At 42.8% G+C, this 23,358-nt stretch carries 22 protein-coding genes and 1 pseudogene; 18 read left to right on the top strand and 5 right to left on the bottom strand.

Translation table 11 applies throughout. The features are described from left to right. Positions 1-22 precede the first annotated feature (22 nt). From ASD40_RS24195 to ASD40_RS24175, 5 genes are all read left to right on the top strand, one after another. Positions 23-640, top strand: a complete 618-nt coding sequence (locus tag ASD40_RS24195; protein ID WP_057305699.1) for a flavin reductase family protein — start codon at positions 23-25, stop codon at positions 638-640. 316 nt (positions 641-956) lie between these two features. After that, positions 957-1,898, top strand: coding sequence for a LysR family transcriptional regulator (locus ASD40_RS24190; RefSeq protein WP_235549360.1), 942 nt, complete (start codon positions 957-959; stop codon positions 1,896-1,898). A 341-nt stretch (positions 1,899-2,239) separates the two neighbouring features. Beyond that, on the top strand, positions 2,240-3,919 hold the full coding sequence (locus ASD40_RS24185) for an extracellular solute-binding protein (RefSeq protein ID WP_057305698.1): 1,680 nt from the start codon (positions 2,240-2,242) through the stop codon (positions 3,917-3,919). A 23-nt stretch (positions 3,920-3,942) separates the two neighbouring features. Further along, complete coding sequence (locus tag ASD40_RS24180; RefSeq protein ID WP_235549359.1) at positions 3,943-5,838, top strand: histidine kinase; 1,896 nt, start codon at positions 3,943-3,945, stop codon at positions 5,836-5,838. A 6-nt stretch (positions 5,839-5,844) separates the two neighbouring features. Further along, the gene (locus tag ASD40_RS24175) at positions 5,845-7,410 is read left to right on the top strand and encodes a response regulator (RefSeq protein WP_057305697.1); all 1,566 of its coding nucleotides are present in this window, start codon (positions 5,845-5,847) and stop codon (positions 7,408-7,410) included. A 211-nt stretch (positions 7,411-7,621) separates the two neighbouring features. Here ASD40_RS24175 and ASD40_RS38830 read toward each other — a convergent pair. After that, positions 7,622-7,783 (bottom strand): annotated as a pseudogene (locus tag ASD40_RS38830) (IS110 family transposase); the annotation flags it as partial. A 248-nt stretch (positions 7,784-8,031) separates the two neighbouring features. Here ASD40_RS38830 and ASD40_RS24170 point away from each other — a divergent pair. After that, a complete protein-coding gene (locus ASD40_RS24170; protein ID WP_057305696.1) occupies positions 8,032-8,901 on the top strand; it encodes a LysR family transcriptional regulator in 870 nt (289 codons plus the stop codon). Positions 8,902-9,325: 424 nt separating this feature from the next. Here ASD40_RS24170 and ASD40_RS37440 read toward each other — a convergent pair whose 3' ends face one another. Next, positions 9,326-9,469 (bottom strand): hypothetical protein, encoded by a 144-nt coding sequence (locus tag ASD40_RS37440; protein ID WP_156390177.1) that lies wholly within the window; start codon positions 9,467-9,469, stop codon positions 9,326-9,328. A gap of 135 nt (positions 9,470-9,604) precedes the next feature. After that, positions 9,605-10,195 carry a hydrolase gene (locus ASD40_RS24165; RefSeq protein WP_235549410.1) on the bottom strand — a complete coding sequence of 197 codons (591 nt, stop codon included), beginning with the start codon at positions 10,193-10,195 and terminating at the stop codon, positions 9,605-9,607. A 634-nt stretch (positions 10,196-10,829) separates the two neighbouring features. On the opposite strand from ASD40_RS24165, the gene ASD40_RS24160 reads away from it, so the two are divergent. The 7 genes from ASD40_RS24160 to ASD40_RS24130 all read left to right on the top strand — a co-directional run bounded on the left by ASD40_RS24160 (position 10,830) and on the right by ASD40_RS24130 (position 15,759). Continuing rightward, positions 10,830-11,777 carry a ring-cleaving dioxygenase gene (locus ASD40_RS24160; RefSeq protein ID WP_057305695.1) on the top strand — a complete coding sequence of 316 codons (948 nt, stop codon included), beginning with the start codon at positions 10,830-10,832 and terminating at the stop codon, positions 11,775-11,777. Next, positions 11,774-11,998 carry a (4Fe-4S)-binding protein gene (locus ASD40_RS38290; RefSeq protein WP_057305694.1) on the top strand — a complete coding sequence of 75 codons (225 nt, stop codon included), beginning with the start codon at positions 11,774-11,776 and terminating at the stop codon, positions 11,996-11,998. Before ASD40_RS24160 ends, ASD40_RS38290 begins: the two co-directional genes overlap by 4 nt. Before the next feature lie 14 nt (positions 11,999-12,012). After that, a complete protein-coding gene (locus ASD40_RS38285) occupies positions 12,013-12,288 on the top strand; it encodes a GNAT family N-acetyltransferase (protein ID WP_057305693.1) in 276 nt (91 codons plus the stop codon). A gap of 171 nt (positions 12,289-12,459) precedes the next feature. Further along, entirely contained in the window at positions 12,460-13,158 is a 699-nt protein-coding gene (locus tag ASD40_RS24145; RefSeq protein ID WP_057305692.1) for a pirin family protein, read from the top strand. Between the two features lie 20 nt (positions 13,159-13,178). Further along, positions 13,179-13,505, top strand: coding sequence for a hypothetical protein (locus tag ASD40_RS24140; RefSeq protein WP_057305691.1), 327 nt, complete (start codon positions 13,179-13,181; stop codon positions 13,503-13,505). Between the two features lie 49 nt (positions 13,506-13,554). Beyond that, the gene (locus ASD40_RS24135; RefSeq protein ID WP_057305690.1) at positions 13,555-14,553 is read left to right on the top strand and encodes a type I glyceraldehyde-3-phosphate dehydrogenase; all 999 of its coding nucleotides are present in this window, start codon (positions 13,555-13,557) and stop codon (positions 14,551-14,553) included. A gap of 117 nt (positions 14,554-14,670) precedes the next feature. Next, complete coding sequence (locus ASD40_RS24130) at positions 14,671-15,759, top strand: low temperature requirement protein A (RefSeq protein ID WP_057305689.1); 1,089 nt, start codon at positions 14,671-14,673, stop codon at positions 15,757-15,759. Positions 15,760-15,880: 121 nt separating this feature from the next. On the opposite strand, the gene ASD40_RS24125 is transcribed toward ASD40_RS24130, so the two are convergent. After that, positions 15,881-16,495 carry a TetR/AcrR family transcriptional regulator gene (locus ASD40_RS24125; RefSeq protein WP_057305688.1) on the bottom strand — a complete coding sequence of 205 codons (615 nt, stop codon included), beginning with the start codon at positions 16,493-16,495 and terminating at the stop codon, positions 15,881-15,883. A gap of 211 nt (positions 16,496-16,706) precedes the next feature. Between ASD40_RS24125 and kynU the strand changes: the two genes are divergently transcribed. From kynU to kynB, 4 genes are all read left to right on the top strand, one after another. Beyond that, positions 16,707-17,948, top strand: coding sequence for a kynureninase (gene kynU / locus ASD40_RS24120; protein ID WP_442952726.1), 1,242 nt, complete (start codon positions 16,707-16,709; stop codon positions 17,946-17,948). A gap of 30 nt (positions 17,949-17,978) precedes the next feature. After that, positions 17,979-19,358 (top strand): amino acid permease, encoded by a 1,380-nt coding sequence (locus ASD40_RS24115; protein ID WP_057305686.1) that lies wholly within the window; start codon positions 17,979-17,981, stop codon positions 19,356-19,358. Between the two features lie 58 nt (positions 19,359-19,416). Beyond that, the gene (gene kynA / locus ASD40_RS24110) at positions 19,417-20,265 is read left to right on the top strand and encodes a tryptophan 2,3-dioxygenase (protein WP_057305685.1); all 849 of its coding nucleotides are present in this window, start codon (positions 19,417-19,419) and stop codon (positions 20,263-20,265) included. 156 nt (positions 20,266-20,421) lie between these two features. Next, a complete protein-coding gene (kynB, locus tag ASD40_RS24105; protein WP_156390176.1) occupies positions 20,422-21,072 on the top strand; it encodes an arylformamidase in 651 nt (216 codons plus the stop codon). 148 nt (positions 21,073-21,220) lie between these two features. Here the strand turns inward: kynB and ASD40_RS24100 are convergent, their stop codons facing one another. Next, positions 21,221-22,147, bottom strand: coding sequence for a DMT family transporter (locus tag ASD40_RS24100; protein ID WP_057305683.1), 927 nt, complete (start codon positions 22,145-22,147; stop codon positions 21,221-21,223). 171 nt (positions 22,148-22,318) lie between these two features. On the opposite strand from ASD40_RS24100, the gene ASD40_RS24095 reads away from it, so the two are divergent. Then, positions 22,319-23,218 carry a LysR family transcriptional regulator gene (locus ASD40_RS24095; RefSeq protein WP_057305682.1) on the top strand — a complete coding sequence of 300 codons (900 nt, stop codon included), beginning with the start codon at positions 22,319-22,321 and terminating at the stop codon, positions 23,216-23,218. The last annotated feature ends 140 nt before the right edge of the window (positions 23,219-23,358 follow it).

Here is a 23,358-nt window from a genome sequence, read left to right as displayed (position 1 = left end):
TATATGTGGAAGAAGGGTAACATTGATATCGATCAATCCCAACAATCAAACGGAACGGGACAATTATAAGCTGCTAAGCGGGAGCATTCTTCCTCGGCCGATTGCGTTTGTGACGACTCTATCGACAGACGGTATACTGAATGCTGCCCCTTTCAGCTATTTTAATATCGTTACATCGAATCCTCCCATGCTCTCGATTTCCGTACAACGGCAACAGGGCAAACAGAAAGACACCTCAAGAAATGCGATAGAAAAGGGAGCGTTTGTCGTTCACATCTCAGATGAGTCCAATATTGAGGCCGTCAATCAAACGGCGGTCAACCTGCCGTCACACGAAAGTGAAGTCGAATGGGCCCGATTAACTCCTGTTCCTAGTACAGCAATTGATGTTCCAGGTGTAGCTGAAGCCAAGATTAGAATGGAGTGTGTCCTCGAGCAGGCGATACCTCTTGGAGGGAATACAGCAATGCCAGATTGCGATCTATTGATCGGGCGCATCGTTCACTTCCATATTCATGAATCTTTATATCAGGAAGGCCGGATTGATCCTAATAAACTTCAGCCAGTAAGTAGGCTCGCAGGAGATTTCTATTCGAAGCTCGGAGAACGATTTTCAATAAAGCGGCCTCAGCCTCAGTAGGCCCAATAGCGTCGTTTTGAAGTAACAGCATTGTTCGAAGCAGCGTTTGCGCGAGCGATGTTTCAGAAGTAATCCGATTTTATAAAAAACCTAGTAAAAGAAGAGCCTGCTTCCTATCGAGAAGCGGGCTCTTCATATTTTCAGACTACACACATAGTGTTCCCAACGCACCAACCCTAAAATCTAGCAACCTTCACCTGAAATCTAGCGGATATATTACATGACAGGTTCCTTGATATAATGTTTACAAAGTCCAGCAATCACCCGATACGGGAATTTTGGATGCAAAATACGCAAGTGTACCTTGAGAACAGGGATGGGCACTTGGGGGCGGTTTCATACATCAGTACTTTCCTATTCTGGAATGATCGGGGTGATCTATATAGAGCTTCGCCAGCTTGAATATTTTATTCAAATATGCAAATCGGGAAGTTTCACCAAAGCTAAAGAAGAATTAGGTGTGACTCAGCCTACACTAAGTCAGCAAATTCGGGTTTTGGAAGATGAGTATAATATTCCATTGTTCGATCGGGTAAGTAGAGGAGTTGAAGTAACGGAAGCGGGGAAAATTCTCTTGAATAAGGGCAATGCTATTATGAATCTTCTTGAAGAGGCACGAAATGAAATATACGGCCGAAACAATATATCTAGAGAAACAATTTCTATTGGATGTTGTCCTGCTGAGCTTGGATATCTTGCTCCTTATCTCATGAGATTTCGCGAAAAGTACCCGAATATTTTATTGAAGATTATCGCTGCAGAGGATGCCGAGAATAAAGTTTTGGAGCAAAGGGTAGACATTGGAATCACTGCAAATCCGATTTCTAATGCTTCGGTTATTTCGACTCATTTGTATAGACAAGAAATGGCGCTATTGATTCATTCAGAACATCCTTTGGCCGATAAATCTTCGATTCCTTTTCGATCCTTGAAGCAAATGAATTCGATCATGTTTCGAGAACAAAACAATTCATTAATTGAAATGCATTGTTCCTCTTATGGGTTTACCTTGAAGTCGATAATAGAAACGTCCTCCATTTCAGTATTGATTCATGGGGTTCGTCATGGACTTGGAGCAGCTCTTATACCAACATCTTTGCTCGAAAGTCTAAGGGACGATTCTTTGCGTATTGTAAAATTAGAAGGCAAAGTTCCATGTTGGGATATATCTCTTGTATATCTTAATTCCGTTACTATGAGGTCCGCTGTACGCAAATTCATTCAAGAGATGAATTCATATGTCCAAGCAGTGCTGTAATAATGAAGAAGTAGGACAAGAATTAGACATTCTTATTTTGCCCTATAGCAGCTGCGATGATCTATCGCGTAATAAATCATAACTAGAACATCATGGCTAACGAACACGAGCAAGATGAGGGAATATTTCCTTGTCGTGCTCGCTTAGCGTTGGCGGCTTAAGAAACCTGAAATATCGTAACCCTACTTAAAATCTAAGCTCTTTATTTTTCTTGCAGTAACCTTTATACTATCAGGAGGGTTCTGCACGGCTGGAAGCCTGTTTGCGTATGGCAAGATCACCACTTTCCTATATATAGGACATTTAGTTCGCCAACCTACACAGACGAAGGAGCATTATGAATGGGTAAAATGCGTAATTCAGTAATACTTTTGCTAGCTATGATGACGTGTTTGACGTTAACAGCTTGTTATGGGAATACTGCTGAGGATCATACGAACTCCAACGCCAATCTTATGAAAGCAGATGCTTCTCCAATGAAGCCTTCTCCGGATGAGCCTGCCTGGAAGCTGGACACGACACCGATTACGTTTGACTGGTATATCAATTTCGATTGGTTCACCAGCAAGTGGGGAGGAAACGTCGTTTCCGATTATATAACGAAGAAGACGGGCGTCAGCTTGAACTTTATCACGCCTGCTGGCGACGCCAGCGAGAAGCTCAACACGATGATGGCAGCAAAGACGCTCCCTGACTTCATCACGCTAGGCTGGTACGAGGATGCCGTGTTGAAGATGATTAAGGGAGATATGGTGCTTCCATTGAATAAGCTAGCGGATCAGTATGATCCTTATTTTATTAAAGTCGCAGACCCCGCGAAGCTTAGCTGGTATACACAGGCTGACGGCAATGTGTATGGCTACCCGAATGCATCATCATCCCCTGCGGATTATCGAAAATATGGTAAGCTTATTACGTCTAATCAGACCTTTGTTGTTCGGAAAGACATGTATGAAGCACTTGGGAAGCCGGATATGAGCACGCCGGAAGGGTTTCTAGGCGCGCTGAAGGCTGCGAAGGAGAAGTTTCCGGAAGTGGATGGCCAGCCGCTCATTCCGATCGGCCTGCATGAATTTACGGAAACCGGCAACTTTTCGCTGGATACGTATCTTCAGAATTTTCTAGCCATTCCGCAGCAGAAAAACGGAAAACTGTACGACCGCCGAAGCGATCCAACCTATCTGAAATGGTTGAAGGTGTTCCGCCAAGCGAATGAGGACGGGCTGATGCCGACAGATGTCTATATTGATGAAAAACGATTGGAGAAGGATGAAAAAATATCGCAAGGGCGCTATTTTGCCATGCTGTATCAGTGGTCTGATTTTACAGAGATTAATCAAGCGTTGTATCAGAAGGACCCGAATAAGGTGTATATCGCGATTGATGGTCCGGCGAATGATGCGAATGATGCGCCAACACTTGCAGGAAATGGCGTCTCCGGTTGGACGGTGACGCTCATCTCGAAGAATGTCAAGGATAAGAAACGGGCAATTGCCTTCCTTAGCTATTTGCTCAGCGAAGAGGGAAACAAGGATCTGTACTTAGGAGAGAAGGGCATTACCTACGATACGATAGACGGCAAAGATCAGTTCCTGCCGGAGGTCATGCATCTGCTCAACACCGACCGTAAAGCGTTCGATAGCAAATATGGCGGTTCTTATATGTACTGGATGTTAATGGATACGAACATGAATCTAGCATGGATGACGGGAATGGATGCTGAGCCTGCCAAACAAATTGCCGATTGGACGAGGGGCAAGACGATCAGCATGGCCGAGTTCGATAATTTGGATCCGGACCCGACGACGAAGGAAGGTATTGCGGAAGACCAAAACGTGCGGCTCTGGGCCGAGACCCTGCCAAAGCTGCTGATGTCCAAGTCGGATGCTGAATTCGATCAACTGTTCACCGAATTTATGAAAAGCATTACCGAGGATCCAGAGTATGAAGCTCTCGTAGCTAGCCGCCAAGCAGCCTATGAACGAAATGTACAGAAGCTGAAGTCGTCGCTTAATCAATAGTTCGATAGAGGAAGCAGCAGGATGTGAAACAGGAGATGGGATTCGCGGCAATCCGTAGGTTATTGGGGATACGTGCATTTACGTTTAACCTTTCGCTTCAAGTCAAACTGATTCTGTCATTTGTGTTCGTTATCTTCATACCGGTTGTTCTATTCTCCTGGTATACGCTCAATGAAGAGTCTACCAAGGCAATGGAAGAATTGACGAAGAAAAACGAGAATGTGCTGGCGGTCGAGAAGATAAACATTGAGAATAACGTGGAGCTGATGGGATGGACCGATCAGCTTGCGTTATCCAACCGGGAAATGAACAATTATCTGCAAATTAAACAAATTCAGGATACAGCGCGTGTTATTCGTATTAAGCTTGATGTTGTCAACAACTTTCAATATTTTTTGTTCAACAATCCACGAATTGCGAATGTCCGATTGTTCACGGACAACCCTTATGTGAATGAGATTTGGCCAGTCATTCTAAAGGAATCACGTATTCAGGACAAGCCTTGGCATGATGAGGTGATAAAGCAGAGCGGTTTGCCATGGTGGGAGATACAGGAGAACGTTGCCCTCACCGGTATGCCATCCGAACCATCGCAGAATGAGCCCTTCATGACGTACTTGCAGGAATTTAAATATGCCGATAATAAACATAACGGGATTCTAGAAATATCGATGAAGTTGTCGGATTTCTTCTCTCGAACGTTCAGTAGTGTGCAGGACAAGAACTCCCAGCTGATCATAGTAGCAAGGAGCGGACAGGTATTCAGCTTGAAGGCTTCACCTGTGTTCGAACAGAACAGTTCGGAGCAATTGATGAACAACGTGAAGCTGACGAGGAATACAAATTTCGAGACGGTACAGTTTAAGGTTAATGGGCAGTCCTACTTAGCATTTCAGAGCTACATTCCATCGATCGACGTACATCTGGTCAATATGGTTAGTCTTGCGGACACGATGGAAGGCATTAACCATTCGAGAGTTCGTTATATTGTACTCATTTCGTTACTAGTGGCCTTTCTCGTACTGCTATCTTACTCGATGCAGGCGATAATTTTGCGCAGGCTTAAGGCGTTAAGAGAATCGATGCAACAGGTAAGAAGCGGTAACTTCAACGTCGAGCTGCCGCCGATAACTGGTACCGATGAGGTAGGAGAGCTGGGCCTGCATTACCATAGGCTCATTCTGAAGATTAACGAGCTCATTCAAGAGCAAGCAGCTAGGCAGGCGGCAGGCAAAGAAGCCGAGCTCCGGGCGCTGAAGAACCAGATCGATTCCCACTTCCTCTACAATACGCTGGAGAACGTCAAGATGCTGGCGGAGATTGAAGGGCAGTACCTTATATCGGACATAATGACCTCGCTAGGCGGTATGATGCGGTATTCAATGGAATGGAAGCAGGATCACGTGATGCTAAGTGATGAAATTAAGCAGGTCCAGCATTATGTATCCGTCATGAACATCCGTTATGATGGAAGACTTGATCTCCGATTGTCGATTGCACCGGAATGCCTCAAGCAGGAATCGCTCAAAATGTCACTGCAGCCCTCAGTCGAGAATGCAATCAAGCATGGGATGAGCCGGATGCATTCCAGCGACGGAAATCTTGTCATTACGATCTCTGCCGTCTGGCGTGATCAAGCTTGTGTCATAGAGATCACTGACAGCGGCTGCGGCATACCGGAAGAGAAGCTGGGCTTATTGAATCGAATGCTACGAATGGAGGAGTCCGCATACCAGGATGTTCGGCAATTAGTCGTTCGCAAAAATAACCAGGACAGCAATGGAATTGGTCTGCGTAATGTGGACCAACGCTTAGTGATGAGCTATGGGACGGAATATGGGATTCAGATCGAGAGTCAGGAAGGAAGCTATACACGCATAATCATGACTTTGCCATATCGGGTCATGGAAGGGGATTAGAGATCTATGATTAGCTTGCTAATCGTCGACGACGAGAAGATCATTCAGAGAGGCTTGCAATCGGTGATTGAGAGGCAGTTTCCTAATCTGTTCAACTACCGATTTGCCGAGAATGGTCAAGAGGCGCTGGAGCTGCTTAGCCAGGAGCCTGCGGATATTATGTTCACAGATATCCGAATGCCAATTATGGATGGGATTGAACTGCTCGAGCAACTGCAAGAGCATCCCGAAAGGCCCGAGATTGTACTGCTGTCTGGCTATAATCAGTTCGTATATGCGCAGAAAGCGATTCGCTATGCTGTGAAGGATTATCTCGTGAAGCCTGTGATACGGGAGGACTTGTTTGCCGTCCTGGAGCGATTAATTAGGGAGATAAGGATGAGAGAAGAGCGAGCAGACAAGGCAGGCGTAGATGCCAGCCTTGTTGCTGCCGAGCTAGTTACCCAGCATTTGACCCAGAAGGATGTGTGTGATGCGATAACACAAAACAAGCTGGAGCAGGCCGGCTTTAGCTGGTTGGATGCAGGATATACGCTGGGCTTGCTCACGCGACGCGGTGAAGGATCACAGCCTAGCAGTACGGATGCTGCTTCTTTCAGGAATCAAATCGCTGAGCTGTTACAAGGGCATATGGATTGGATGCTCACGCGTGATGGAAAAGGCGGAACGATTATGATCGCACGCGATCCGGTTATCTTCTACCAGTTGGCGGAACGGTGGAAGTTGAGTATATACGAGACGCAGCTGCGAATCGCGATTAGCGAGTCTGTTCAAGGGATAGAGCAGATAAGGTTGGCATATAGCCAAACGAAACAAACCTTGAAATACAGTATTGTGCTTCCAGAACTCGATGTGCTGGACTACACCAGCGTAAGTAAGCGCAATGAGCGGCATGTCGTTCCTGTTGAGTTGATTGGGCGATTATCGAATCTGATAGGAATGGGAAGAGGTAACGAAATGAAGCAGCTTCTCGATCAAATTCTAGATGTTCGTATCATTAGCTGCTGTGAAATCGGCTACCTGGAACGGATCAGCCAGCTGCTTAATGAAGAGCTGTTCGACAAGGTGTTCGGCATATACGGAAATAGAGTGCTTGACCTATTAAGTCACTACGCCTCTGTTGGCCATATCGGGAATTTCGATCGATTTGAACATTATTATGCAGTTGTTGAGCAGCTTCTCGATAGTCTGGATCGGTTCATCCAAGATCGGAGAGAGCAAGCGCCTACGGAGCCAAATACGATGCAAAAAGTTCTCGCCTACTTGCAGACGCATTATGCCGACGATTTGAACATGGCGGTCGTGTCCAACCACTTCTCACTCAATTACTCGTATTTCAGCCAAGCCTTCCAAGAATACTACGGTGAGAGTTTCTCGAACTATGTTCGCCGATTAAGGCTGGACAAGGCGAAGGAGCTGCTGGTGCACTCCGATTTGAAGGTGTACGAAATCAGTGATCAGGTTGGATTCGAAAATGTGAAGCATTTTACGAGAATATTCAAGGATACCGAAGGCATCACAGCGCTGGAATACCGAAGCCAGCGAAGGCTGTTTGAAATCCAAATGGGCTAAGATTGCACTGAACTTAGCAGAACCCTCAAATCATGCGACTACACCTAAAATCGGTAACGACAGAAAACGATAACTCAAGCGAAGCTTAAGGCAGCTGGCCAGAACGGTCAGCTGCCTTTTCTCAACAAACGGGCAGGATAGTTCTGATTCGAGGAGAATAGTGGTGAATAGTGAAGAGCGTAGTTTAGCGATAAAATTCATTCATACCTCTATAAACTTGATCTAATACGGCTTGGAACTGAAGTTTCACCTGTACATACATTTGCTTAAGCGAGTCAAATTGACGCGTTAGATGCCTAAGATTCAGCAGTTGAACCCCTCGTTGTTTATGGTCTTTAAATTCCTCTTTGTAGTACAACTCACAACACACATAGTGTTCCCAACGCAACAACCCTAAAATCTAGCAACCTTTACCTGAAATCTAGCGGATATATTACATGACAGGTTCCTTGATATAATGTTTACAAAGTCCAGCAATCACTCCGATCACGCTCATCGGGCCGACCAGGTGAGTATAGGTGTCTGGGCAATCGCCATGTTAAAGAAACCGAAGAACAAAAACAAACAAGCAAATGCTTAAGTGCGTTACAACTTTATTGTGAAAACAGGAGTGAGATTTTCATGTTCAGGCAATTAGAATATTTCATTCAAATTTGCAAAGAAGGAAGTTATACTAAGGCTGCAGAAGTTTTAATGATTTCTCAACCTACTTTAAGTCAACAGATCCGATTTTTAGAGGGAGAAGTTGGAACCCCTTTGTTTGAGAGAGTTGGTAGAGGGGTAAAGATTACAGCTGCCGGGGAAATACTTTACCAAAAAGCTCTTTTCGTGATGAGGCTCATTGAAGAATCGAAGAAAGAAACTTACGAGTTACGCAATGCTCGAACAAATAAACTTTTGATAGGCATCTCGTCTATGGACTTTTTTTGTTTAAAACCCCGGTTTTTGAAATTCCATGAACAGTATCCTGATATCACATTAAAATTTTCCAGTCAAGAGAATACATCACAGCAATTATTGAATAGTAGTATCGATATTGGCATTACCGACAATCATGAACCAAACAAAGAAATTCATATGATGCACCTATATAAAGAAGAACAAGCATTGGTCGTTTATGAGGATCATCCATGGGCAGATCGAACCGTTATTTCTTTTCAGGAGCTAGAAGATTTAGAATCTGCGTTATTTGTTAGGGATATAAGTGTAATCGAGCAACTTCATACATTCAGCGATAAGATCACCAAATCTTTGCAATCAAAGTTTGAGTCAACTTCTGCGGAAATTCTTCTTTTTATGGTACTGCATAAGATGGGGGTAGCTATTTTACCTGCTTCTTTAATTGAAAGCTTTTTTGGTCAGAAATTGAAAATGATTCGTCTTGTAGATCCAACGCCTGTTCGTGAGATCAAGCTTATTTTTAAAAAACATCATTACAACAATCCTTCGGTTCAAACATGTATCAACTTTTTTCTAGAACCCATAAAGTGAGACAAATCAAAACACCTTTCAAGAGAATACATCCCATGTCGTAAGATGTGGAGGACAACTTGGAGGTGTTTTTGTGTTGGCAACTAGAGTAGCTATCCAATGGAAATGAAGATGAAGGCCAGTGAAATGAAGTTGGAGGGTGTCCTGTAAGTGAAGTGATGGAGGTATGGGGGATACGGAATTCAACACAGCTTAAGGTTTGGAAGAAATGGTATCGTAAGGGGAACTACATCGGTTAAAGCAGCCTGTTGGTAAACATACAGCTGCGGAAAAGGACCTGAGTTCTCCTCAGAACTCGAGAAATTGAAGGCAGAAACTCGGTTTCTAAGGCAGCGGAATGTAGGAGAGTTGACCACCATGAGCCATGGCCTCCTATGGCAACTGGTAATATCAAACTTCTGTAAAGTTCTTTAACGAGATGCTTTCAAGCGCTAGCACAAACATACTTTTTCATGCTCTCCAATATTTCTTTTGCTTCATCAAAATATATTTGATCACCGAACATTTTATAGAGCAGCATATAGTCATTGTATTCGTCCAGCCATTCGTTTACCAGAATTGGTATCACTTTTCATCCACTTCCTTCCTATGGCTTCATCTCTTCTAGTATCTAGAATTTAACACTTATAGGAACGATTCAATTTGATTGATGAAAAAATTCACGAAGTAATATTTTACTTCGTGAATTTTGCTTGCTTATCGATTAATGTCCCTCTTTACCGCCAAACATTTCTTGTGAGTAAATAATACCTAATCCATATGCGCCGCCGTGTTCTTTAGCAATATCTGTTGTCGCTTTGTACGTTTCGGAACGTGCCCAATCACGTTGCAATTCAAGCAGGTACTGTTCCCAAGTAATTGGTGTCACACCAGCTTGAATCATGCGCTGAATGGCCATGTCGTGAGCCTCTTTTGATACACCGCCTGAAGTATCGGTAACGATGTATACTTCATATCCTTGATCGATCGCGGAAAGCGCAGCTGATAAGTCGCAAACCTCTGTCCATAGACCAGAAATGACTAGCTTTTTATTACCATAGCTGTTCACTTTATCTACAACACGTTGATCCTCCCAGGCATCCATCGTTGTACGGTCGATTGGCTGCTGATCAGGGAATACCGCTTGGATTTCCGGGAAAATCGGTCCGCTGAACGACTTTGAAGCTACCGTTGTCAAAACGGTCGGAACATTGAAAGCCTTAGCTGCTTTAGCAAGTCCAGTTACATTATTACGCAAATCTTGGATGTTAATCGACGATGTACCAAATGCCATTTGCGGCTGGTGGTCGATCATTAGCAGCGTATGGTTCGTTGGTGTCAGCAATCTTGGAGACGGAACCGCCTTTGCCTGAATGGCAGGTTTGTCTTTGCTAGCGGCAGTCGCAGCAGGCGTTTCTGCCTTTGCAACGATCATAGATCCGAATGCGCTTGTCGATACGACAGCAGTTAAAAGTGCTAGCGTTGTTACTGTGCGGCTTGTAAGTAATTTTTTCATGGTTGTTAGCTCCTTTTTTTTTTGAAATATTAGACACCTTATCGACTTGTTTACATTTTGTAAACATGCTGCCCCTTCGTGCCTCAGAGGTTCCACCCGCAGCATCTGCTACAATGGGTGCATTGAATACGAGAATCCCACCTTTCATTTTATTAGTTACGACAGCATCTGAAACAACTAGTTATGAAGTCCGTTGCATGTTTCTATAGTATTGAAACGTAATATATCAATCAATTCTCTTTTTTCTATACGTTCTATAGATTAAAATTATAGTATCGTTCCTCTACATAACTTAAGTATTCCCGATTAGCTTCGCCCTTGAAGATATAGCTTATGGCTATATGTGATATAGAAATAATGGAATTGTTCATGAATAATAATTTCAATATGATAGACATAAACAGTTAAAGATCATGCGAGGAGTGTTTGCAAAATGGAAAAACAAACAGAAGGAATTCACCATATAACGGCTTTTGTAAAGAATGCTCAAAAAAATGTGGACTTTTATGCAGGGGTACTAGGTCTGAGACTTGTAAAAAAAACGATCAACTTTGACGCTCCGGAAGTTTACCATTTGTATTTCGGTAATGAATCAGGTAGTCCAGGTACTATAATTACATTTTTTCCATTTGAATTAGGTCAAAAAGGGCGTATTGGTGGAGGTCAGGTCGGTGTAACCACATATGTCGTTCCTATAGGTGCACTCGATTTTTGGAAAGAGCGCTTAGAAAACTTTAATGTTCTTTATTCTATGAAGACGAGGTTTGATGAGAATTACTTAACATTTTCAGATCAGGATGGTTTGCAGCTAGAGATTGTAGAGCGCGAGGAAGGAGATTTGAGTCAGTGGTCTTTCGGTGGTGTTTCAATAGATAAAGCTATCAAAGGTTTTGGCGGTGCTGTCCTGTATAGTACTGCTCCCGAAAAAACGATGAATGTACTAGAGCAGGTCTTGGGTCTTCAAAAGGTGGAACAAGAAGGAGACTTTATGCGCTATAAATCGACGGGGACTATTGGCAATATTATTGATGTAAACGTTGCGGCGATGGAGTGGGGCAGAAGTGGAGCTGGTACTGTTCATCATATTGCATGGCGCGCAAAGGATGATGAAGATCATGATTCATGGAGAACTCATGTAGAGCAACATGGCTTCCATCCCACTGACATTATCGACCGACAATATTTCAATGCGATTTATTTTCGTGAAGAAGGGGGCATCCTGTTTGAAATCGCCACGGATCCGCCAGGTTTTGCAGTTGATGAGCAATCAGATGTATTAGGTGAAAAACTGATGCTTCCGGAATGGTTTGAAGCTGAACGTGCAGAAATCGAGAAAGGTTTATCACCTATTCAAGTACGTGTGATGGAGTCAGATAAATGAAAGAATTCAAAATATATAAAGGGAAAGATATTGATGTTTTATTTCACTCTGGAAAATGCGGTCATTCGGCAAATTGCGTGAGAGGGTTACCAGGAGTGTTCAACGTTAAAAAGAAACCATGGATTCAAGCAGATGGAGAAACGGCTGACAAAATCGCAGATCTTATCGATAAATGCCCAAGCGGTGCTTTGCAATATATAAGAAAAGATCATCAAGCATGAATGGGGTAACAATAATGATTGAAATTAATAAAGATACGAACAGTTTTTATGTAGGAGATCAGGATAAGAGGGATGCAGAAATACATTATGTTCCATCTGGGAATGGAATTATAATCGTAGATCACACGTTTGTTTCCGATCATCTGCGAGGACAAGGGGTAGGACAAGAATTAGTTAGGCGCGTAGTCGAGTTTGCTCGGAAGGAAAGGTTAAAGATTATGCCACTATGTCCTTTCACCAAAAGTCAGTTTGACCAACATCAAGATTATGATGACGTATTATTAAAATAATTTTGATGCTTTTTCGCGAGAGGAGTGAGTTCATTTGACGATTGTGCCTATCTTATTGGTTGCAATAGGTAAGGGAGATACGTCCAAACAGCGGCCTCAAGGTTATCGCAAACCTGTTCGTGAGTTTGTTAGTCTTAATCAATTTAAATAGCTGATAAGGAGAGTTCTAAAATGATCCAGGTATTCCCGGCAGACTCCCGGTTTAGCGTAGATCATGGATGGCTGCGCAGCCGTTTAAGCTTCTCGTTCGGCAATTACTATGATCCCAATAACACCGAATTTGGGGTTTTGCGAGTATGCAATGACGATGACGTAGATCCTAGCAAAGGATTTGGTGCCCACCCGCATAGTGATATGGAGATCGTAACAATCGTACTTTCAGGATCCGCCCGTCATGAGGACAATTTGGGCAACACGGAAGTAACGAAAGCTGGGGAAGTGCAGCGAATGAGCGCGGGATCCGGAGTTGTTCATGCTGAATACAACGCTTCGCAGGATGAGCCGATGAGAATTCTTCAATTGTGGTTCATGCCAAAGGAACGGGGATTAGATCCTTCCTATGAAACTCGCAGGTACAATTCAGAGAAGTTAAAGAATGCCTTGCTCCCGATCGTTGATCCGCAGGGATCAGAGCAGATTGTTAAAATCCATCAAGACCTAACTCTCTATTTATGCAGGTTGGATAGAGATAAAAAGATTACCTTTCGGCAGGAAGAGGGACGCCGGATATTTATTTTCGTCATTGAGGGACGACTCACTGTAAATGATACTCGGTTAGGTGAAGGAGATACGGCTCGAATCGAATCTTTGGCTCAGCTCGGCATCATGGCGGAGGAAGATGCATTTCTAATGCTGATTGACCTTCCATAAGAACGAATAGGAGGGTTTGTATGAAAGAGGTACTTGTGGTTAGGCATTCGGTTGGAGGTAGAACATTTATTCATACCGAACAACAACCCATGGAATATTCGGTGACACGTATGGGTCAGGGGTGGAGAATTACTTTAATCATTACACAGGACGTGGATATTCACGAGATTGTCCGTTGGAAACAGGAATTGAATGTGTTTCTATTTCGGGAATATGATGATCAACCTGCGAAAAAAATTTGGTTTTATGTGAAAGAAGGTCCTGTCACGTACGACGATCAGCTTAAGCAGATTACTATTTTGGCCGAGTCTCGGATCGAATATATCCCGGATGAATTTGGCATTTAAATCATCGATGGCTAAGAAAATTTTATTTAACATTCTATGGAGGTTAATTATGGGCAAAATAGGAATATTCGGATTTGGGCGTATTGGAAGGCAATTATTAAGAGTCGCTTTGCAGGATCAACTTTTCGTTCCGGTTTCCATTTCAGATATTAAAGATGAAGCGACGCTTGCCGCTCTTTTCGAAGTGGATACTAACTATAAACGCTGGCCCGAAGCTGTCTCCGGACGGGATGGTCTAATGGTTATCGGCGGACGAGAAATTCAGTTTATCAATTCGTCTAAAGAAGTTCCGGATTGGAAGGCCTTGGATGTGGATCTGGTAATCGACTGCACAGGCCGAGCCGTTACCCGCGCTATTGCTCAAATTCATTTGGATCGTGGTGCAAATCGAGTACTGGTTAGCGGACCTAGCAAGAGCCTTGAAGATTGTGATGCTGTATTACTTAAAGGAATAAATCTGGATAGTTTCGATCCGGAGAAGCACAAAATCATTAGTATGGCTAGTTGTACGACGAATGCATTAGCTCCTGTCGTCAAAATCGTAAGAGAAAACTTCGGGATCAAGTATGGTCTATTCTCGACCGTCCATTCCTATACAAACACGCAATCGCTAACGGATCAGCCTATGAAGGATCGACGGGATTCGTGGGCCGCTGCGGAAAATATCATTCCTTCTTCATCTGGAGCCGCAAAAGCCCTTAAATTCATATGGAACGATTTACAGATTACGGGTAAGGCATACCGAATTCCAACTCGTACCGGAAGTATTGCTGAATTAAACCTTGTTACGGAAAAACCATGTACGGTGCAGCAGGTAAATGATATTTTCCGTAGTGCCGCTACAGATGGTCAGTTGAAGGGAGTCTTGGATATTTTAGAAGGCGAATGGGCCTCTTCTCGTATCGTAGGCGATTCCCATTCCTCTATCATTGACCTTCCATTGACTCAAGTACAGGGCGAACTGCTGTCCATTGCAACATGGTACGATAACGAATGGGGTTACGCTTCACGATTAGCTGAAGTAGCGGCTTATCTAGTAAATAAGTAAAATTGCGAATATATTGAAATTTAATTTTTTATATATTTAGGGCTATCGAACATTACCGATAGTCCTTTACCTCATTTATTAGTGAATATGAAGTCAAATAAAGGGAGTTTTGAAGCTATGGTTGAGAAAAAAGTAACTTGGTTGGAGCTTTTTTACGATCTACTTTTTGTAGCAGCCGTATCAAAAGCGAACCACGTCTTGCTGCATGTCGATCATGGGAGCATTTCCATTGAATACTTAACCAAATTTGTTTTAATTTTCATTCCAATCTGGTGGGCGTGGGTGGGACAAACACTCTTTAATAATCGTTTTGGTCAAGATATCGTTACTCATAGGATATTCATGTTCCTACAACTATTTTTTGTTTTAATTATGACTGCAAGCCTATCTGTTAATTTTGATCACTTCTATATTCCCTTCTTTGTAGGCTATATTGGTTCGAGAGCACTGACAGCTATTCAATATCTTACGGTACACAAAGCAACAGGCACACATCAACAAAAGACCGCTAAATACTTGGGGACTCGCTTTTGGATCGGAATATTGATATCTTCCTGTTCGCTATTCTTTGATTCATGGATCCGATACGCGATTCTATATGCGGGAATTGTTGTAGATATTTTGCTGCCGTTAATCGGCCGACGGTACCTAATAAAAACCCCCATACATACCCATCACTTATTGGAACGCTTTGCATTGTTTACACTTATTCTTCTTGGTGAATCAGTGATCAGTATACTTGCTGTTTTGCAGTCAAGTGATTGGACATTGCCATCCATTTTGTTTGCCTCATTTACATGTATATTAGTTATTGCTTTGTGGTGGCAATATTTTGATCATATTGAACGGAAAGTGAGCAAAGAAATACAAACTGCCGGTCAAACGATTATTTATGGCCATCTATTCATTTATTTATCCATGAGTTCGATAGCTGCTTCGATCCAATTGTTATTTAAGGAACAACTCAATTATTTTTTCATGTTGGGTTTTATTTTTGGATCCGTACTGCTTTATTTTTTCTCTACATATCTTGTTTTCTATCGATATAGACATAAACACCTACCCTTGAAGCACTATCATTTGGGGATTTTATTAGGAATAATTGGATGTTTTATGGCGTTGGACTTGGCTTTTCATGTACCTAATTATGCAATCATCGGAGAAATGATGGTATTTTTTATCGTGTACGCCAAATTAACGACTTAACAATCTTTTAAAACTGAAGAACACACAAGCGCGGAATCGAAGCCAAGCATATGATGAGGAGAAGGCAGGTCGAATGTAACCATTCATCTGCCTTCTCTGAGTTTCACCTATACAAATATAGTCATAGATAAAGACCTGTCGTGTAAAGAGATGTGATTGTATTAGCAATCTCTTCTACAGAACGATGATGTTCGTTTCGAACAATTTCCCAAAGATACATTTCATTCGTGAAAAACCAACCTCGTGCAACAATTTCATAGTTTAATTCAGCTCTGGCTAGCCCATTTTGCTGTGAATAGGCAATATCCATAGATATTCGATGAATAAACTTTTCACGAATTGCCTTCCACTTATCCGAAATAACAGAGGATACCCCAATAGCCTGCTCGAAGATTTGCATCATATTACGTTCTGCCTCTGCCATTTTTAAAAAATCATGGGTTTGTTTTTTTATGATTTGCTCTGCTTCGTCTTTCGATTTCGGGAAGAAGGAGATCTCGGCAATTTCATAAAACTGAGCCATGACATTCTCCATTAATACGCAAAGAAGATCCTCTTTTCCTTCAAAATGAACATAGGCTGTTCCGTACCCAATGTTTGCTTTTTTGATCATTTGAGAAATCGTCGCTTTTTGAAAACCATCGTCTAGAAAAACTTCCCTTGCAGCTTCCAATAACTTTTGACGTGTCACTGCTGAGCGTAAATGTCGTTTATCCCCTATTTTGTCATTGCTCATTCCAATTCCCCCCTTTTAATAATTATCTTCTAGGATATAAGGATTTCTCTGAAAAGGAAAGATTTGTTTAGATTGAATCGTCTGGATAATAATATTGACGCCATGTCATATTCATTGATATGATGTCCCTAGAAAAGTGATTTTAAATAAAGAAGGGGATGATACAGTGCTTTCAAATTTCTTTCAACCTACATTAGATTTCGCAAAACAATTGGACATAGAGGATAACCTTTCGCGTTTTCGGGAAGAATTTTATTTACAGCCTGATTCCATCTATATGGATGGGAATTCATTGGGGCTGCTTTCGAGAAGAGCTGAACGTACACTTTTGGAGTCTTTAGCCGATTGGAAAGAACATGGCATCGATGGATGGACACAAGGGAATCATCCATGGTTTACCTTATCGGAGAAATTAGGCGAGATGAGTGCACCGTTAGTAGGAGCTTTTCCTAATGAAGTTATTGTAACCGGTTCCACGACTATAAATTTACATCAACTTGTTGCTACTTTTTATAAGCCTCAAGGGACACGTACCAAAATTTTGGCAGATGAACTAACGTTTCCATCTGATATTTATGCTCTTCAAAGCCAACTTCGCACCCATGGATACGATCCAGATACCCATCTCATCCGTGTGAAAAGCCGGGATGGCCGATTTTTAGAAGAAGATGATATGATCGAGGCTATGACCGATGACATTGCTCTGATCATCTTACCTACCGTTCTGTATCGCAGCGGTCAAATATTGGATATGAAGCGATTAACGGCAGAAGCTCATAGAAGAGGCATTTTAATCGGATTTGACGGATGTCATTCGATCGGGGCGATCCCGCATTCGTTTAGCGAATGGGATGTTGACTTCGCGTATTGGTGCAATTACAAACATTTAAACGGCGGACCTGGCTGTGTTGGCGGTTTATTCGTAAATCGTAAACATTTTGGAACTAACCCTGGATTGGCTGGCTGGTTCGGGTCCAGAAAAGATAAACAATTCGACATGGAACATACATTAACACCAGCTGAATCTGCGGGAGCCTACCAAATTGGAACGCCCCACGTATTAAGCCTTGCACCTTTACTAGGATCTTTAGAAATTATTGCAGAAGCTGGTATTGCGAATATTCGCCAAAAGTCTCTTCAAATCAATCAATATTTAATGAACTTAATTGAACATGAGTTAGCAGATTATGGGTTCGCCATTGGAAGTCCCAGAGAAGATGTACGTCGCGGAGGTCACGTGAGCCTTGAGCATGGAGAAGCTGCGCGCATTTGTAAGGCTTTGAAAAAAAATGGCGTGATACCGGATTTCCGAGCGCCAAACATCATTCGTCTTGCTCCGGTTGCGCTGTATACTTCTTACGCAGAAGTTTGGGAAGTCATACAAATTCTCAAAAAAATCATGGCAGAAGAACAATACAAACTATTTCATAATGAACGTGAAGTTGTTGCATAAATGCCTTTTGACGAAAAAGGGGGATGAAATATGACAGATAAAGATACGCAATCGAATAATGGAGATGAAATAGAGAGTGGGCTAAAGCGTGATTTAAAAACAAACCAGCTTATGATGATTGCCATGGGTTGTGCCATCGGGACGGGATTGTTCCTAGGCAGCGGGCTAGCCATCAAAACAGCCGGTCCAAGTGTATTGTTGAGTTATGGAATAGGCGCATTTATCGTATTGTTGTTAATGGGATGTTTAGCGGAAATGACGGTCGCTCATCCTACTTCGGGATCTTTTGGAACGATTTCTGAAAAATACATCAGTCCCATGGCAGGCTTTCTTGTTCGTTATTCGTATTGGATTGCCAATGTTCTTGCTATTGGGGTAGAAGTAAGTGCAATAGCGGTTTATATGAAATACTGGTTTCCGACTGTGCCGGAAATCGTATGGATTTTATTGTTTGCCACTTTGCTAATTTATATAAATGCCAAGAGTGTTCATATATTTGGTACTGTTGAGTATTGGTTCTCTATGATAAAAATAAGTGCAATTGTCGGCTTTATTCTTCTTGGATCTTATATCCTATTTGGAACATCCGGACAGTCAAATATCGGACCCGGAAACTTAGTGAATGATGGAGGTTTTTTACCCTTTGGCTGGTGGGGCATGTGGGTAGCTATCTTTATTTCTTTATTCAGCTTTTTGGGAACAGAAATGATAGCGGTTACAGCTGGAGAGTCAAAAGACCCCGATGTAGCCGTACCTAAAGCATTGAAATCAACCGTGTTCCGTTTGTCTACCTTCTATGTTTTGACAATTGGTATCATGCTAATGATTGTTCCTTGGAAATCAGCGGGGATCGATAAAAGTCCATTCGTAAAAGTAATGGAAATCTTGAATGTTCCAGGAGCATCTGGAATCATGAATTTTATCATTTTAACGGCTGCTTTATCGGCAATGAACAGTCAACTGTATGCTTCAACACGTATGATGTTCTCATTATCACGCGGTAATCATGCCCCTGCCTTTTTGGGGAAAATTAATAATAGAGGGGTTCCTGTCAGCGCTCTTGCTGTTTCTACACTTGGGATTTTTATTGCCGCAGCAATTAATGCAATACTCCCAGATTCATCCTATGCATTGATGATGGGAATTTCCATGTTCGGAGCTATATTCACTTGGCTTATGGTGTTCATTTCTCATTTATTTTTCAGAAGAAAGTGGGAGAAAATGGGTGGTCGCCATTTGCCGGTGAGAATGCTTGGTTTTCCTTATTTAACGATTCTGGGAGCGGTTCTTCTACTTAGTTTAATGATTTCTACATGGTTTACAGGCTTTAAAATTATGCTTCAATTTGGGATTCCATGGTTACTGTTTCTGTCTGCTGCTTATTTCGTTTGGAAAAAAAGGAACAAGTAATCATCATGCCGTGCAGCAAACTGTTGGATTTCTCTTACGAAGAGAGGGGCGTTACAGAATGAATAATAATGAACAAAACAAAAGTATGGGGCTCGAAAAAGAAATTCAAACAGATTTTAGCAAAGCGATGTCTTACGGGGATTATCTCCATCTGGATAAGATTTTATCTAGTCAACATAGATGTTCGGATCACCATGATGAAATGCTTTTTATCATTATCCACCAGGCGAGTGAGTTATGGATGAAGCTCATTTTACATGAGGTGAAAGCAGCAACCCTGAGTATACGCAATAACGATTTGGAACCATCATTTAAAATGTTGTCCCGTGTTTCGAGAATTCAGCACCAATTGATACAGTCATGGAGCGTCCTCTCTACGTTGACGCCGGCCGAATACATGGAATTTAGAGATAAACTGGGTCAATCTTCCGGGTTCCAGTCTCATCAGAATCGTTTGATTGAATTTGCGCTAGGCAACAAGAATGTCCATACGTTATCCGTATTTCAACATCAGAGCGATCTATACGAGCAAATGCAGCAATCTCTTCATGAGCCAAGTATTTATGACGCGGCTATCAATGCGCTTGCATTGCGTGGATTACCTATTGATCAAGAAGCACTTAACAGGGATTGGTCGCAAAACTATCAACCAAATGCCAGTGTAGAAGAGGCGTGGCTGACCGTTTACCGCAATGTCGAGCAATATTGGGATTTATATGAGCTGGCAGAGAAACTAGTGGACATTGGAAGTCAACAGCAATTATGGCGTTTTAATCATATGACTACCGTGGAAAGAATTATTGGTCATAAACAAGGAACAGGCGGCTCATCAGGTGTTACTTATTTAAAAAGAGCTCTGGACCAACACTTCTTCCCGGAGCTATGGAGTTTAAGAGCGAAGCTATGAGATAAACCTCTATCGAGGTCATTCGAAGATGAGCGACCGCGTTTAAAGGTAGGTTTATTCGCCAATCTGAATGCCGCTCTACTCGCTTTAGCGCCGTAAAGAACTTGAACATTCTGATGTGGAGAGAAGAAATCGGAAGAAATGGAGGTAATATGCTTGGGGACATGGATTGATATTTCACAGCCGCTAGACAAAAAGGTTGCAGTCTGGCCAGGAGACACACCCTTCTCATACAAAGTTAATTGGAGTAAAGAAGAGAGTGGATCTGTCAATGTAGGTCAAATTAACATGAGTGTACACACCGGTACTCATATTGATGCACCTTTTCATTTTGATAATGAGGGAAAAAGAGTAATTGAACTGGATCTTGATTTATATATTGGACCTGCCCGTGTCGTTTATTTGCCAAACTATACATCCATCGGAGTGGGTGAAATATCCGGTATAGATCTAAATGGGATTACCCGTCTGTTAATTCGTACAGATGCATGGAAGGATCGGTGCGTGTTCCCACAAACAATTCCTCACCTCCAACCAGAATTAGCGGCTCATCTTGCAGAACTCGGTGTTCGTCTTATTGGTCTTGATTTGCCGTCCGTAGACCCATTAGATAGCAAAGAACTATTAGCTCATCATGAACTTGCCAGTCATGGCATTCACATCTTGGAAGGGCTTGTCTTAGATAATGTTTTACCAGGGGATTATGAATTGATAGCCCTCCCATTACCATTAGTTGAAGCCGATGGAAGTCCGGTACGTGCCGTGTTGAAGAAACTCCCTTCAAATGAATTGAATCGGCGTAAATAGAAAACTGATATCTGCAAATTTTCTGGTTTGATTATGCTGCGAAACTAGTTACGCGAACGAGAAACGATAGTTGAATAAAAAACTATAACACGGCTACCGGCTTGGATCGGTAGCCGTGTTACGTTATCGGGAAGAAAGTGAAAATTCCTTAAGTCATGCCTGTGCGCCGTTTGGTTATCGTTTTGGTTATTGCTCCTCTCGCCCGATCCATCAGGTTAGCCGACAACAGCATGCCCACAATGACGATAACGCCACCTACGATTTGGGAGACCAGCAATTCCTGACCAACCATCAAAGATATGATAGCGGTGAAAATCGGCATCAAATTCATTGTGATGCTGGCTTTGCTCGGTCCAAGCTCCTTAATGCCCTGGTTCCAGAACAGGAATGACCCGATGGAAGGGAACAAACCCAAATAGATGATACCTGTAATGCCGAAAGCGGTGATGTGCTCTTTATGTAAAGGCTGAATAAACAGCAGCGGGAGCATGCAAACGTCGCCAATAGAAGCTGTAAATGCAACAAATGTAATCGGAGGAAGATGCTGCACTCTTTTGCTGATTATCGAATAGATGGCCCATAGAAATGCCGCTACCATCAGGATGCCGTCTCCTTGGTTATAATGTGTGCTAAATACACCAAGCAGATGCCCTTTCGTCAATACCGTGAGTACACCTAGGAAAGATAACACCAGCCCCACTCCCTGCCAAACGGTAATTTTGTCCTTCAGGAACAGCAAGGATAGCACGATCATGACCGCCGGAGTCAAACTGTTGATCAGACTGCCGTTTGTAGATGAGGTGTGCTGGAGTGCCGTGTAGGTAAGAAGCGTGTAAGACACGACGCCTACCAGCGAGAAGAATAACAGAATGCCCCAGTTGTTTTTCCAAATCTTCAGCCAGTTCGGTTTCTCCACCAGTTGCGCAATCGGAATCAGCACCACGGCCGCAATCGCCCAACGCAAGAAAGAGGCCCAGATTGGATGGAAATCGGACGTAACCGATTTGCCGAATATCAGATTACCAGCCCAAAACAGATTCGCCAATACTAGAAAAATCCAGGCTCTTGTTTTCATAATCAGACTCCTATCCCATTGTATTCCAGGTCACAGCTCACTGCAGCAGCGTGTTTAAGGCCTGGTAAGTCTCTCAACAACATCTTCTTTCTCTTGTTCTATTATCATGTTACAATAAGGTTTATCATAAATAAAATGAATGTAAGTCATGAGGGAGATAACAAATTTGATATGAATAAATCTCTGTTACAGTTGATCGTCGCTATTTCGGAAACCCGAAACTTTACGACTGCCGGGGAAAAAATGAATATGACGCAGCCGGCCGTCAGCCGTGCGGTCACTTCCCTGGAACGTGAGCTCGGGGTAACATTAATTATCCGAGATCGGCGTCACGGCGTTGCGCTCACGCCAGTTGGAGAGCGAACCGTTCGGGTTTTCCGGGAGATTCTTCAAGGATATGACAAAGTCGACCAGGAAATCGCCAAAGAAAAAGGACTGGAAACCGGCTGCGTCCGCATCGGCGCCTTCCCGGTAGCGGCGTCTTATTTTGTTCCGAAACTGATTAGCCAAATCAAACAGCATTATCCAAAGCTGGAGTTTAGCATCGTGGAAGGTACCATTGCGGATGTGCAGGAATGGCTAGATAACCGGCAAATCGATGTTGGATTGCTCATCCCCTCGGATAAAACCACCGATTCTTTCCCTCTTTACCGGGAAGGTATTTATGCGGTCATGAGAGACGATCACCGGCTAAATGGGAAGAGTATAATCCGCCCTGAAGATTTGCGGGAGGAACCGATGCTAATCTGTAAAGCGGGTTATGAACCGCCTGTCCTGAGTTGGTTTGAAAGTGCGGGGGAGACACCAAAGGTGAAGTACATTCTCTACAACTACAGAACCGCGCTTCAAATGGTTCTTGCAGGCGAGGGTTTGGCGGTAATGTCTGAGCTGTCCCTTTTGGACCGTCCTCAAGGCCTCACGCTAAAGCGTCTGTCTCCCCAGGCCTACCGGGATATTCACATAGCCTCCGGACCCGTGGAGGACTGCACCATTGCGGTAAAATTGTTTATCGAGGCAGCTCAGAAAGTGTTCCCTTTTCAAGCTGAACATGAGCCCTTGATTGAAATTTAAGCTTTTCTCTTTCCTAGGCTATGGTAAGATCATTTCTGATTTTGTTCTCGATGTCCGCATAGGAAATGCTCAGGTACCAGAGGGCTGCTTATTTCGCTTACATTTTTAAAAAGGCGGTCGGTTGTACACCTCAAGAGTTC

Source organism: Paenibacillus sp. Root444D2 (genome assembly GCF_001426375.1).
In the GTDB taxonomy this organism is placed as follows: domain Bacteria; phylum Bacillota; class Bacilli; order Paenibacillales; family NBRC-103111; genus Paenibacillus_E.
The sequence above is the reverse complement of the archived record's forward strand: the minus strand, read 5'-3'. Positions and strand labels throughout refer to the sequence as shown.